This window comes from uncultured Enorma sp. (assembly GCA_905210055.1).
Taxonomy (GTDB): domain Bacteria; phylum Actinomycetota; class Coriobacteriia; order Coriobacteriales; family Coriobacteriaceae; genus Enorma.
This window is the reverse complement of record CAJLVH010000039.1, coordinates 1-13,181: the sequence shown is the minus strand read 5'-3', so window position 1 is coordinate 13,181 and position 13,181 is coordinate 1. Positions and strand designations below refer to the sequence as shown.

Sequence of the window (13,181 nt, the reverse complement as noted above, 5' to 3'; positions counted from 1 at the left end):
CAGGGCGGCGGCGGGCTTTGTGTGGCCGCTGGTCCGCTGCCTGTTCGGCATCGCCCCGGACGCGCCGTGGTTCGAGGGCATCTGCTTCGCACATAACGAGGGACACCAAAACGCGCTCTTCGCGGGGCTCATGCGTGCGCTCGAGGCCGGGTTCACCTGCACGATCTCGCTCGATGCAGACCTTCAGGATGACATTGACGCCATGGACGAGATGCTCGAGAAGCACCGCGCGGGGGCGGAAATCGTCTACGGCGTACGCAGCAACCGCGACACGGACACGGCGTTCAAGCGCGGCACCGCCGAGGCATTTTATGGCTTCATGCGCTGGCTCGGTGTCGAGATGGTCTCGGACTCCGCCGACTATCGTCTCATGGGGCGCCGCGCGGTCGAGGCGCTTTCGCGCTATGGCGAGGTGAACCTGTTCTTGCGCGGTATCGTGCCGGCGCTCGGGTTCTCGACCGACAAGGTGTACTACGTGCGCGGAGCGCGCTTCGCGGGGGAGTCGAAGTACCCGCTCAAGAAGATGCTCTCGTTCGCGTTCGAAGGTATCACGTCGTTTTCTGTGAAGCCCATCCGTTGGGTATCGCTCTTGGGCGCGCTTTCTATCGTGGTCGCCATCGCCATGCTCGTCTATACGTTTGTGAGCATGGCGTTCGGCCATGTCGTCGAGGGTTGGTCGAGCCTTATGGTGTCCATCTGGCTCGTGGGCGGTCTCATCATGCTGTCGCTCGGTATCGTAGGCGAATATATCGGAAAGATCTATCTCGAGGCGAAGGCGCGCCCGCGCTACATCATCGCCGAAGAGACGGACGGCCTCGCCTCGTAACGCTTTGGGCGCCACTTCGGGGATGGGCGTCGGGACCGGTTCTTAGCTACATCGTAAGCATTGTTAAGCTGGGCTTTAGTCTTTTCCGCAAATATGCGGGTAAGAGGAGAGCATATATCGCTTACGTGTCGGCTGCCATATACGCACGCCGGCAGGAAAGGGGTCGCCCTATGTGCACGGGCATCCGCTTCAACGACGCGTCCGGGAAGATGTTCTTCGGCCGCAACCTCGACTGGTCGCAGGGATACGGCGAGCAGGTGGTGGTTACGCCCACCGCGGCACCGGTACCTGCTGCGTTCGACCGTCCGAACGATCCGGCGCCGGGCGCCGGCCACACCGTGATGGGCATGGCCATCATCTTCCAGGGCATCCCCCTGTACTTCGATTGCGGCAACGATGCCGGCCTGGCCGTCGCCGGTCTGAATTTCCCCCAGACCGCTCACTACGCTGCAGAGCCCCAGGCAGGTGCGACGAACGTGGCGGCATACGAGTTTCCGTTCTGGATCGCCCGCTCGTTTGCTACGCTCGACGAGGTGCGCGAGGCGCTCAAGGACGTGACGATCGTCGCGAAGGCGGTGAACGAGCACTTGCCGGTGGCGAGCCTGCATTGGATCATCGGCGATGCGACTGGCAGCATCGTGGTCGAGTGCATGGAAGACGGGATGCGCGTGTGGGAGAACGACGTCGACGTCCTCACGAACGAGCCGAATTTCGGCTGGCATCGCCAGAACTTGCGCAACTACCTCACGCTTTCCGAGGATGAGCCCGCGCATGTCGCGTGGGGCGCCGCGAAGCTCGCGCCGTTCGGTTCCGGCATGGGCATGCAGGGCATCCCGGGAGACTATTCGGGTCCTGCGCGCTTCGTGAAGGTCGCGTTCGTGAACAACCACTACCCGACGCAGGAGGGCGAGGCGGCGAACGTCACGCGACTTTTCCGTACGCTGGCTTCGGTCGCCGTGCCCGAGGGCTCGGTGCGCATGGCGGACGGGTCGTTCGAGAAGACGCTCTACACGAGCTGCTTTTCTGCCGCATCGCTCACGTACTACCATGCCGCGTACGATGATCTCGCGGTGCGTGCCTATCCGCTTGCCGGATGTGATCTTTCGCGCACAGAGCCGTACGTGATCGCACCGGCCGCGTAATGCTCGCAGGTAAAAGTATCCCAGGGGTTTAACGTTCAGCCACTCGCACCTTGAGTGGCTGAAGGAGCCCGTCGCGACATGGCACGAAAGTAACGTCTAGTTCCGTCCCCGCTTGGCACGCGGGGCGATGTCATCGTGCCGCGACTCCCTATCCAGAAAAGAGATTCCCATGAATACCACGGTCTCAACCGCGACCGCAGGCTCGGCACCCGCCGGCCGCGAGAAGTTCCTCGTCATTCCCATCATCATTCTCATCCTGGCGCAGATGGGCACCACGGGCGACAACGGCGCCCTGTCGCTCGCCACCTCCGCGCTCACCACCGAGCTCCATGCCACGACGGCGGAGATACAGCTTGCGAACATGATCTACCCGCTCGTCGGCGGTGCCTTTATGATCGCGGGCGGGCTCGTGGGCACGATCATCGGCTGGAAGAAGACCTTCCGTGCGGGCACCCTGCTCTGCGCGGCAGGCGAGCTCGCGCTTGCCTTCGCCCCGAACATGGCCATGTTCATCTGGGTGGGGCGCGTGCTCGTGGGTTTCGGCGCGAGCTTCCTCATCCCCTCGGTCCTGGGACTCATCCCGCTCATGTACCGTGGTGCGAACCGCGCCGTCGCGTTCGGATGCATCGGCGCGGCATCCGGCCTTTCCGCCGTGCTCCCGCTCATACTCGGCGTCGTTATGGAGACGGGCGGCATGCGCATGACGTTCTCGCTGCTCGCCGTCTACTTCCTGCTCGTCTTCGCGTTCTCGTTCGAGCTGCCCTGCATCGAGCAGGACAAGGATCACCTTGCGTTCGACGGCGTGGGCGTCGCCCTTGCCGCGACGGGGCTTTTCCTCTTCCTCATCGGCCTGTCCAGCATCTCGTCGTGGGGTCTTGTGGAACCGCTCGAGGGCTGCCCGTTCACCATCTTCGGCATCTCGCCTGCACTGCCCGTAGCGGCGCTCGGCATCGTGGTGCTCGGTGTGCTGGTGAAGATCGAGGGACGCGTGGAACAGGAGAACGGCATCGCGCTCTTGCCGCGCTCGTTCCTCACCACCCCGCAGGTGCGCGCCGGACTCGTAGCGAATGCGATCGCCTTCTTCTTCATGGGCGCGCAGTCGATCCTCATGGCACCGTACCTGCAGCTCGTGGCTGGGTGGTCACCCATCGAGGTCGGCGTGATCTCCATCGTCACGGGCGTGCCCACCTTCGCGTTCGCGCTCGGCATCCCCAAGCTCGCTCCGCACGCGCATCCGCGCCATGTGATCCAGGTTGGCTATATCGCTATGGCGGCGGCGCTTGGCATCATGGCGTTCTCGGTGACGGTGAACGGTTGCAGCGCGCCCGGCGTGTACCTCGGTGCGTTCATGGCCGGTGTCGGCGCCGGCACGGTGTCCTCGCATGCGAGCAATATCGTCGCGCTCGCGGTGAACGAGCGCGACGCCTCGCAGTCCGGTGGCATCCAGAGTACCATGCGCAACGTCGGCCAGGCGATCGGCGTGGCGCTGCTCGGCGCGATCTTGCTCTTCGGTATCACGAACACCGTTCGCACCGAGGCGGCGGCGAGCCCGCACATCTCCGATGCCGTGGCGGCCGAGGTCGCGCACGTGACGGTCGACCTCGGCAGCGATCAGGAGTTCAAGCAGCAGATCGCCGACATCCCCATGACGGCGGACGAGCAGCAGGCGCTCGTCCAGATTGACGCTCAGGCGCGCTACGACTCCACGCGCACGGCATACGCCGTCGGTGCGGTGATCGTGCTCCTCGGGCTTGCCACCACGCCTGCTATCACTGTGGATGCTCGGGCGAAGGAGCATGGCAGCCACTAGGCGCCCTGCTCGTCCCCGAACAGCTTCCTCCTTCTAGCCCCGCGCGTCGCCGACTGCATCTCCCCGGCGGCACGTGGGGCGCTTGGTGCTAAGGGGCGGGGTGCGTCGTCGCGTTGTCGGGAGGGTCGAGTAAGCTATCGGATGCGCCGGAGTAGAATGGTCTCAAGCGCGTGGTTCGGCATATGCGGAGCGTTCGCGCTTTTGCGCCCTTGTCGCAGAGCCTTCAGAGAGGTGGTTATTCATGGCCCATGTTTGGACGATCGAAGCAGAACGCCTGGTCGCGGTGGATCGTGCTGATGCCGAGGCGGACGAGCCGTCTTCGCGCATCGAGCTCATGGGCTTCGATGATGCCGAGCGGGCGTTTGCAGACCGGCCTCTGCTCGAGGTGCTCGCCCAGGCGGAGCATGCCGCGGTTCCCTTTGTCGAACAAGTGGGGAAGAGCGCGGCAGGCATCGTCGTGTTGCCCGCGGGAGCGGCCAAGGCGTCGACGGCGGTTCGCTTCGGCTTCATGCTGACGGAGCGCGGCCTTGTGCTCTTCGACGATCGCGGCGTATGTGAGCCGGTGATTGCGCGGCTTGCTGGGGGCGAAGTGCCGGTTGAATCGCCCGCCGCCGTGCTCTGCGCGCTCTTGCGTGCGCCCCTGCGCGACCATCCGGCGCTGCTCTCGCGCGTCCGCGACGATTTCGAGCAGGTCGAGGAACGGCTGCTCGAGGGCAGGACGCGCGTCGACCGTTCGCGCATGATATCGGACGCGCGCCATATGCGCGGGCTCGATGTGTTCTACCAGGGCATATCCGATCTGCTCGATGCGCTTGCGAACGGTGGGGCTGCCGCGTTGGATGCCGATGACCGTGCGCGTTTCGCCGTCTTGGCGCGGCAGGTCGACCGCCTCGCCACGCGCCTCGAGTCTCTCCAGGAGTTCAGCCTGCAGGTGCACGGTATGTATCAAGAGGAGATCGACCTCAGGCAGAACAGCATCATGCAATGGCTCACCGTGGTGGCGACGATCGCGATGCCGCTCACGTTCATCACGAGCTGGTACGGCATGAATTTCCGTAACATGGCGCTCATCAATGCGGAGTGGGGCTATCCGGTCGCGGCGGCGCTATGCCTGCTCGTTGCGTTGGGAGAGATCGCCGTATTCCATCGCCGTGGGTGGTTGAAGTTCAGAGACGGCAAGCGTCGCCGCAGGTAGCGTGCGTGTAAAATTACCCCAGCGACTTTTTTACATCAGCCATTGGGGACGGGTTCAAATGGCTGATGTAAAAAAGTCGCTGGGGTAATTTTACATTGCCGGGTGATATAAAAAGTCGCTGGGGTAATGGTATGTGGTATCGGCAGAGGGAAAGAGCTAGCGGTGAGAACGCAGTGTGATCTAGAGCGGCAGCTGGTCGCGATCGACGGGCGGGGGTATCCGGCATACAAATCGCTTCGCGGCGTGTACGACCTGGGGGCGTTCGAGCTTTCGATCGACCATGTGCAGGGCGATCCGTTTGCGACCCCCTCGCTCGTTTCCGTGCACGTGCCCGCGGCCCGCGCAGGTTTCGCGCGCGAGTTCTATGCGACGCCGGAGCGGTGCGTAGCACTCGAAGACCTGCTGGTGCGCCGTTTTACGGCGGCGGCGCGGCGTGTGAGCTTCCGCGTGCGGGGGTCGGGGAAGAGCGGGCTTATCGCAACGAGCTCGCCAGGACCGGAGGTGCTGCCCCGTTCCGCCTGCGAGGTGGGGGACGAGGGCGTGCTGCTGCGCTTGGAGATGGGTTTTCCCGCGCATGGGCGCACGGTGGACGCCCGAGCGCTTGCGACGATGCTGTTCGACCTCTTGCCTGCGTGCGTTGAGCGCGCGCTCGTGTGCGACGACGCGTGTCGGTGCGCTGCGTGTGAGGCGATAGAGCTCGCAGACGACCAGGCGGCTGTGCGCGCCGCACTTGCGCGCTTGGGGCTCGTGGCGTTCGTGGCGGATGGTTCTATATTGCCGCGCGAGAGCGGGGTTTCGGCGCGTCCCTTGCGCGGAGCCGAGCCCTTCACCTCGCCAGAAAGCTTGAGCGTCGAGCTCGACCTTCCCCATAGAGGACGCGTGCGCGGCCTAGGCGTGCGGCGCGGTATCACGCTCATCGTGGGCGGTGGCTACCACGGTAAGTCGACGCTGCTGAAAGCTTTGCAAGAGGGTGTGTATAACCATGTGGCGGGCGACGGGCGCGAGCTGGTGATTACCGATGCGACCGCGATGAAGCTCCGCGCCGAGGACGGGCGCGCCGTGCGGGATGTGGACATCTCGCCGTTCATCTCGAACCTGCCCGACGGGCGCGACACGCGCGCTTTTTCCACCGAGGATGCGAGCGGCAGCACCTCGCAAGCTGCGGCCACCATCGAGGCGATTGAAGCGAGGGCTCAGACGCTGCTGATCGACGAGGATACGTCTGCTACGAACTTCATGGTGCGCGATGCGCTCATGGAGGCGGTCGTGGCGGCAGACCGTGAACCTATCACCCCCTTTGTGGAGCGCGCTCGAGCGCTGTGGGAAGAGCGGGGCGTGAGCTCGGTGATCGTGGTGGGGAGTTCCGGCGCGTTCTTCCCAGTGGCCGATTGCGTGGTGCAGATGGATTGCTACCGGGCATTCGATATAACGGAGCGTGTACGCAAAGTATGCAAGGAGCATGGTGTAGAGGCTTTTGGTACGAAGGGCGCGAGCGCATGGAGCGAGAGCCGTTCGGGGCGCTTCTTGACGCTTTCGGCAAAGGCGTTTCGGCGGGATGAACGCGGACGCGGTCCCAAGGTGCACGCGCACGGGCTCGATAGCTTTTCTGTGGGGTCGGGCGAAGCCGATGTTCGCTTGGTCGAGCAGCTTGTCGATTCTGAACAGGTTGCAGCGCTTGCGCAGATGGTGCGTCTGATGGGCGAAGAGCGGCTGCTCGATGGCTCGCGTTCGCTGGCCAACGCGGTGGACGAGGTCTATCGCCGTTTTGAACACGATGGCTGGTGGGCGCTCGCAGCGCGCGGCGACGTGGCATGCGGGTTCGCCCTACCACGCCCGCAAGAGCTCTTCTGCGCCCTCAACCGCTGGCGCGCATGAGCCGCTGGGCGAGCCATTAGGGGAGCCATTAAGGGACGGGTTCAAAACGTTACCTTTTGCTGCATTTGGGGACAGGTTCTGCGAAGCGGGGGCGGGGGGAGCGCCGGTTCGCAGGTCACGGCGGCGTCACGTCCACGGGTGCGAGGTGAGATGCCATCCGTTGCAGTAGGAGCACTTGTAGGTCGAAAGACCGCGCCGGCCGTGTTCCTCGCAGGCGGCGATAGCTTCGAGCGCGTCGGCGCGGGTGGGGTAGCGCATCTTCGAGGCGCAGGATTTCTCGTAGCGGGCGTGCTCGCGTGCGGCATCGAGCTCGTCGCGGCGCATAGACTCCTGCTCGAACAGGCTGCCGAGGTCTTCGAGCTCTGATTTGAATGCGGCGACGCGCTTCGCCTTCGCCGACGGCTTTCTGCTCGCCACGCTTCCTCCTCAACGCGATATACAAGCCCTTTGGTTTCTATCATTTCCTGCATGCGCCCGTTCATACCGCATGCACCTGCCATTCAAGAATCATCCACGCGGCGTTCGCCTGCGTGCCGCTTCGCCACGATACAATGAGCCTATCCGTCCCTCCAAGAGCAAGGAGCACATCCATGGATCTTCCGAACAAGCGTCCCGACGATATGGCGCGCATCAACACCCCCGAGCTCGCGCAGGCGTTCATCGACGAGCAGGTGGCTGCGTGCCGCGAACAGATCGGCGACAAGAACGTGCTGCTGGCGCTCTCGGGCGGCGTCGACTCCTCTGTGGTGGCAGCCCTGCTCATCAAGGCGGTGGGCAAGCAGCTCATCTGCGTGCATGTGAACCACGGCCTCATGCGTAAGGGTGAGTCCGAGCAGGTCATCGACGTGTTCAAGAACCAGATGGACGCGAATCTCGTCTACGTGGATGCCACGGACCGCTTCCTCGATTTGCTCGCTGGCGTGGAGGAGCCCGAGGCCAAGCGCAAGATCATCGGTGCCGAGTTCATCCGCGTGTTCGAGGAGGAGGCACGCAAGGTTGCCGGCGAGGTCGATTTCCTTGCCCAAGGAACGATCTACCCGGATATCATCGAGTCCGACGGCGTGAAGGCGCATCATAACGTGGGCGGCCTGCCCGAGGACCTGCAGTTCGAGCTCGTGGAGCCCGTGCGCCTACTCTTCAAGGACGAGGTGCGCGAGGTCGGTCGCGCGCTCGGCCTGCCCGAGTCCATGGTCGAGCGTCAGCCGTTCCCCGGTCCCGGCTTGGGCGTGCGGTGCCTCGGCGCCATCACGCGCGACCGCCTCGAGGCACTGCGCGAGGCCGACGCGATTCTGCGCGAGGAGTTCGCCAATGCCGGGCTCGCCGGCAAGGTGTGGCAGTACTTCGTGGTGGTGCCCGACATGTGCGCCACGGGCGTGCGCGACGGCAAGCGCCTCTATGCGTGGCCGGCGATCATCCGTGCCGTGAATACGGTGGATGCCATGACCGCAACGGTGCCGGAGCTCGATTGGGCGCTGCTCAAGAAGATCACCGACCGCATTCTCGCCGAGGTGCCGAGCATCTGCCGCGTTGCCTATGACCTCACGCCGAAGCCCGTCGGCACGATCGAGTGGGAATAGCGCATGTAAAATAACCCCCATGTAAAATAACCCTAGCGACTTTTTTACACGGGGCGTACCTGCGATTTCGCGGTGCGCCCCTGAGTCTTTGGCGGAATGGGTTGGTTGGGGACGGGTTCAATCCAACCCATTTGGGCGAGACGTTGAGTCGCTGGAGACGAATGTTAAAAAACCCCTGGGGTATTTTTACATCAGCACGGGGAAGCGCTGGACGTATCGAAGGTCGAAGGTCAAGGGCGTCGCTCATCATGGAAGACAGCATCATCGTCACGGTGCCAAAGGGTTTCGCCCAGCTCATGCTAGGTGGCGCGGCGCTGCTCTGCCTCGTTCCCGTGGGGTTCGCGCTTGCCGGCGAGCTACCGCCGGTCGGAGCCGTCATATTCGCACTCCTTATCGCGCCCTTCGTCATCGCCGGCGTGCTGTGGCCGCGGTTCCGAGTCGTCGTGCGGCAGGGAATGGTGACGGTTCGCCCGTGCTTCGGCCGCACATGGCAGTTCGAAGTCGCCGACATCACGAGGGTCATGCGTCGCGTGAATCCGAACAGCAAGACGGGCGCGCTTGCCAAGATGACCGTGTGGGCGGGGCGTCGCCGCGTGTCCGTCGAGGCGCTTATGCGGGAGAGCGAGGCGTTCTGGACGTACATCGAACGCAATGCCGATACGAGTAGAATCATCACCAAAGGGCGTTCGAGGACGGGCGACCAAGACGCGCTTTGAGCTCGCCCGCACAGCGCCTACGTCTCGGGACGGAAAGGAGCCCGCTATGCCCACATCGGAATGGTTGCACCGCTACGAATCTGTTAAGGAGCAGCTTGCCTGCGCAATCGACCTTGAAGCATATTTCACGGAAGCAGCTATCGGGAGCATGACTGTGGACGTGCTGGACATTGGCTCCGTCTCCATTCCTACGGGAGAACTCATCGCTTGTGACCCGCTTGTCGAGCTCGAGGATGCCCGCCCGTACCTCCAGACCGTCCCCGCCGGAACCTATTCGGTAACGATTTGCGTCGTACCGAGCGAGCTCTATGGCGACCGCTATGCTTGCGTCAAGATGGCGATTAGCGACGAGCGGCCGGTTCGCTACGATCTGGGCATGGTAGGCGACGAGGATCTTGAAGACCTGGAGGACGATGCGTTCTTTGGTTTCTTCGTGGATGCGGGTATGGGGTGCATCGCGGATGTCCGTACCCAGGAGGCGTTTCGGGCGTATTGGGCGAAGCGTCTGGAGGAAGACGAGAGCATCGATCCCTACAACGACCTATTCTGCGACGTGCTTGACGAGAGCGCGCGCGAGCATCCCCGCTACCAGCGCGAGGGTAGCGATTGGGCTAACTGGACGGTGCCGGGGACAGAGTGCAACCTCGCCGTGTTCGCTGCCGGCTGGGGCGACGGGGTCTACCCGGTCTACTTCGGCTACGACGCCCAGGGTACGGTGTGTGGCGTGTATGTCCACCTCATCGACATCGCGACATGCTACGAGGAGTGACGCGACGGGTCGTTAGCGCCGCCCGATTGACTCGACCGGTCGGTTGGGTTTGGATTCGACGTTGTGCCGGGCGGGCGCTTACACCCTCGCCAACAGCAGCGGCTCGTCCTCGTCCAGCGTGGTGCTCGTGTGCTGAAAGCCGTTCTCGAGCGTGTCCGTGCGCATGATGCCCACGTCGAGGGGCGGTTCGTCGTCGGATGCTGCTGCATCGTCTGAGGAATCTTCCGGATCCTCGGCGGCGGGGTTGATCCTGACCGTGTATAGCGAGGGCACGAGCTCTTCGGCCACCACGCCCAGCTGCGCAAGACCTGCCGTGGGGTCGGTGTTATCGTAGGCGATATCCACGTCGAACCAGCCCTTGTCCTGGACGTCCACCGGTGCCGACGCGAACAGGTCTGAACGAACCTCGAGCTGGTAGGTTGCGAACGCTTCCGGGTGGTAGGTGCGGCTCTCGCGCTCGTTGAGGCGGCCGCTTTTTACGAGCTCCTCGAGCGAGAACGCGCCTTCTACCTCCGTGAGCGTCACGTCGCCTTCGCGTAGGCGCACCCCGGGCTCGTCGGACGTTATGTAGACGCCCTTGCCGAGGGGAATCCAGTCGACGATGAGCCAGTTACCAGTGGGTTCCATGTTGTCGAACGGGCTCAGCTCGCCGAGCATCCCAAGCGGCTCGTCCTCCATGAGAGCAAGGTTGCGATAGCCCTCCTGGAACACGGTTACCTTCACCTCGGGTTCGTTGTCGGTGAGCGGCAGGAGCGTTGCACACGCGTCGTCGATGGGGTCGACCCAAGACGGTCGTGCGGGGACGTTCATGGGAAAGCCGTGTTCGAAGGCGGCGTCCCTCCCCGAGATCTCGATGTCGATCGAAGGAACCCCAAGGCTCACGCGCGGCGCCTCCTGCTCGAAGAAGCGGTCGCTGCCTGAATAGCGCGCGTAGAAGAACGAGCCGGATTCTTCGGACGAATCGTCGTTCTTCTGCCAGGTATAGGTTGAGATGCGCCCCTCCAGAAAGCCGTCCGCCTCGGGGGAGAGATTGTTTATGAACACGAGCGAGACGGTGTAGCCTGCGCTCTCGAGTTGCTGTGTGGCGTCCCCGATGGCTTCGCGCAGGCGCTCCTCATAGGCAGCGACGATCTCGTGCGGCTGGCGGTTGTCGCCCAGCACGCCCTCCTCGAAATCGACGAGCACGGTGCTGCCGTCCTCCATGGTGCAAAACGCGCGACCGGACGATCGGTAGCCGAAGAGCTGATAAGAGCGGTCTTCCCAGACGTCGGCCACCTCGACGTTCGCGCCATACTTGCTCTCGTAATAGCTTTCTGCCTGCTGGACGATGGCGTCCTGGTCGAACTCGCCGAGGTTCGAGCAGCCCGTGAGGGCGAGGAACGACGTGAAGATGAGCAGCATACAGACAGCGAGGCGTGGAACCATGCGGCGCGAGGGGTGGGTTCTGCGAGCAGCAGAGGTTGCATCGCGGGCGGTGGGCGCGGGTGTTTGTGGCATGTGAGCCTCCCGTCATGGAAGGTAAAACTACCCCAGTGACGTTTTACAGTCTTTGCCTGCGGTCTCAACGACGAGCAGCGCGTTCGGCTGAATGTAAAACGTCACTGGGGTAATTTTAACCTATACGCGTCGCAACGTGCTTCAAAAAGAGCTACAATATGAGCAAAGAAGCTTCTATGGTAGGAGGAGCCATGGACGCGTTGCTTAATCCCGTGGGCGCTCGCGAGGCGAAGAACCGTTTCAGCGAGCTTGCAGCGGAAGTGAACCGTACGGGGAACGCCCTGCCCGTATTGAAAAACGGAAAGCCATGGGTTGTGATTCAGCCTGCAAGTGAAGAGGCTCAACGGCGACGTGCGCGTCTTGAGAAGTTTTATGCCCTTACATCACAAATTGAGCGGGGGATTGCCGAAGAACCCGCATGGGATTCCTCCGTTTCCGATCGCGACTTGCTGGCGGAAGAGCGGGTGAAGCGCTTTGGCTGACATCATCCTCGATACGAACATCATGCTCGACTACCTGAGCCCCACGCGTGAGATGCATCTCGATGCCGTGAGCGCGCTCGAGCAGTTGCTGGAGTCGGATACGTACGAACCGGTCATCTTGGCGGCAAGTATCAAAGATGCCTATTACATCATGTGCCGCCAGTATGGGCAGCGGCGTGAGGAGCTTGTTCGCGACCGTCTCGATTGCTTCCGGCAGATCGTGACCGTAGTAGAACTTACGAGCAAGGTGCTCGATCGAGCGTTTTCCTCCGATGAGCCAGATCTTGAAGACGGTATCGTTCGGGCGACGGCTGAATTGCGTGGTGCGGCGGCAATCATTACGCGCGACAACACGGCGTATACATCGTCGACGGTGCCGAGTATGACGGCTCGGGAGTTCCTGCAGCGGATGCTGTGATATAAGCGCAATAGCTCATTTGAACAGCTCATCATGGCTTCCGGTTCTCTCGAAGAAAGCAACCGTATCGTTCGACGACCAGATAACGAGCCAATCTCCGGCATTGGCGACATGGCACTCATTGCGGCCCTTCCAGTTGCCTGTTAGGGCGTACATGTTATGCCGTCGGCGCAAGAGTTCAAGAGATTCCGGAGTATTTTCAATAACGAGGTCGATGATGTTTTCGAGCTCTGAAAGATTCCAGCCTCTGCGTTTCGCCTTCTTCTTAAGATCACGTTGGAATGCTGCAGAGAAGTCTGCAGTGAGACGAGCCATCAGGACATCGCCGCTTCAATGAGGTCGTGCCCGTTAGCGAAGCGACCCTCCTTGCCAGAGGCGAGGAAAGCGTCACCTTCGGCGATTGCGGCAGTGCTGGCGGCATTCGGTTCCTCGGGGGCGAACGTGAGGGGAATGCGGCGCGTATTCGCCATCTGCTTGTAAAACGCCCGCGTCACGGACGAGAGGTCGAGTCCATAGTACTCTGCGACTTCAGCCGCTTCGCGTTTGAGGTTTTCATCGATTCGAATGGTGAGCGTAGACGTTGCCATGGATGCTCCAATCCACATGTTCTATATGTGCATATATTACCTTCGCACATACATCTATACATAAACGTAGTTACATTCGAGCCAATAGCCTCAGCCAATAACCCCCGTTCCCACTGGCGGGCAATGGCTCGCGGCTTCATCCTGCGGGTTTGCCCTTGTCCGGGTGGGCGGGTATCCTTATTCGGCTCGAAATTAATCGCCTGCGGCGAGATGGCCGAGCGGCGAACGGCCAAGCGGCTGCTCCGCTAAACGGCCAATCGACCAAGCGGCCAATCGGCAACGGCCGA

The 13,181-nt window shown here is 62.5% G+C and carries 14 protein-coding genes; 10 read left to right on the top strand and 4 right to left on the bottom strand.

From position 1 onward, the window contains the following. The 5 genes from QZ079_RS04205 to QZ079_RS04185 form a co-directional block, all read left to right on the top strand. On the top strand, positions 1-826 hold an 826-nt coding region (locus QZ079_RS04205), incomplete at its 5' end, for a glycosyltransferase (RefSeq protein ID WP_297035480.1). A 170-nt stretch (positions 827-996) separates the two neighbouring features. Next, positions 997-1,968, top strand: coding sequence for a choloylglycine hydrolase (gene bsh, locus QZ079_RS04200; protein ID WP_291288690.1), 972 nt, complete (start codon positions 997-999; stop codon positions 1,966-1,968). A 169-nt stretch (positions 1,969-2,137) separates the two neighbouring features. After that, positions 2,138-3,778, top strand: coding sequence for an MFS transporter (locus QZ079_RS04195; protein ID WP_291288689.1), 1,641 nt, complete (start codon positions 2,138-2,140; stop codon positions 3,776-3,778). 241 nt (positions 3,779-4,019) lie between these two features. Beyond that, positions 4,020-4,973, top strand: a complete 954-nt coding sequence (locus QZ079_RS04190) for a CorA family divalent cation transporter (RefSeq protein WP_297035475.1) — start codon at positions 4,020-4,022, stop codon at positions 4,971-4,973. Between the two features lie 162 nt (positions 4,974-5,135). Beyond that, entirely contained in the window at positions 5,136-6,848 is a 1,713-nt protein-coding gene (locus tag QZ079_RS04185) for an ABC-ATPase domain-containing protein (RefSeq protein WP_297035473.1), read from the top strand. 126 nt (positions 6,849-6,974) lie between these two features. On the opposite strand, the gene QZ079_RS04180 is transcribed toward QZ079_RS04185, so the two are convergent. Next, entirely contained in the window at positions 6,975-7,265 is a 291-nt protein-coding gene (locus QZ079_RS04180) for a hypothetical protein (RefSeq protein WP_297035471.1), read from the bottom strand. Positions 7,266-7,438: 173 nt separating this feature from the next. Here QZ079_RS04180 and guaA point away from each other — a divergent pair, with 173 nt between their 5' ends. The 3 genes from guaA (at position 7,439) to QZ079_RS04165 (ending at position 9,910) form a co-directional block, all read left to right on the top strand. Then, a complete protein-coding gene (guaA, locus tag QZ079_RS04175) occupies positions 7,439-8,425 on the top strand; it encodes a glutamine-hydrolyzing GMP synthase (protein WP_297035469.1) in 987 nt (328 codons plus the stop codon). A 248-nt stretch (positions 8,426-8,673) separates the two neighbouring features. Next, positions 8,674-9,141: a hypothetical protein gene (locus QZ079_RS04170; protein ID WP_297035466.1), complete on the top strand. Its 468-nt coding sequence runs from the start codon at positions 8,674-8,676 to the stop codon at positions 9,139-9,141. Positions 9,142-9,187: 46 nt separating this feature from the next. Then, positions 9,188-9,910: a DUF4241 domain-containing protein gene (locus tag QZ079_RS04165; RefSeq protein WP_297035463.1), complete on the top strand. Its 723-nt coding sequence runs from the start codon at positions 9,188-9,190 to the stop codon at positions 9,908-9,910. Positions 9,911-9,988: 78 nt separating this feature from the next. Here the strand turns inward: QZ079_RS04165 and QZ079_RS04160 are convergent, their stop codons facing one another. Continuing rightward, a complete protein-coding gene (locus QZ079_RS04160; RefSeq protein ID WP_297035460.1) occupies positions 9,989-11,407 on the bottom strand; it encodes a hypothetical protein in 1,419 nt (472 codons plus the stop codon). A 158-nt stretch (positions 11,408-11,565) separates the two neighbouring features. On the opposite strand from QZ079_RS04160, the gene QZ079_RS04155 reads away from it, so the two are divergent. Next, the gene (locus QZ079_RS04155) at positions 11,566-11,889 is read left to right on the top strand and encodes a type II toxin-antitoxin system Phd/YefM family antitoxin (RefSeq protein WP_291290238.1); all 324 of its coding nucleotides are present in this window, start codon (positions 11,566-11,568) and stop codon (positions 11,887-11,889) included. After that, on the top strand, positions 11,882-12,307 hold the full coding sequence (locus QZ079_RS04150; protein ID WP_297035457.1) for a PIN domain-containing protein: 426 nt from the start codon (positions 11,882-11,884) through the stop codon (positions 12,305-12,307). The genes QZ079_RS04155 and QZ079_RS04150 overlap by 8 nt, the downstream gene beginning before the upstream one ends. 15 nt (positions 12,308-12,322) lie before the next feature. On the opposite strand, the gene QZ079_RS04145 is transcribed toward QZ079_RS04150, so the two are convergent. Together QZ079_RS04145 and QZ079_RS04140 are read right to left on the bottom strand one after the other, a co-directional pair. Then, the gene (locus tag QZ079_RS04145; protein WP_297035454.1) at positions 12,323-12,622 is read right to left on the bottom strand and encodes a type II toxin-antitoxin system YafQ family toxin; all 300 of its coding nucleotides are present in this window, start codon (positions 12,620-12,622) and stop codon (positions 12,323-12,325) included. Beyond that, a complete protein-coding gene (locus QZ079_RS04140) occupies positions 12,622-12,894 on the bottom strand; it encodes a type II toxin-antitoxin system RelB/DinJ family antitoxin (protein ID WP_297035450.1) in 273 nt (90 codons plus the stop codon). Before QZ079_RS04140 ends, QZ079_RS04145 begins: the two co-directional genes overlap by 1 nt. Positions 12,895-13,181 lie beyond the last annotated feature (287 nt).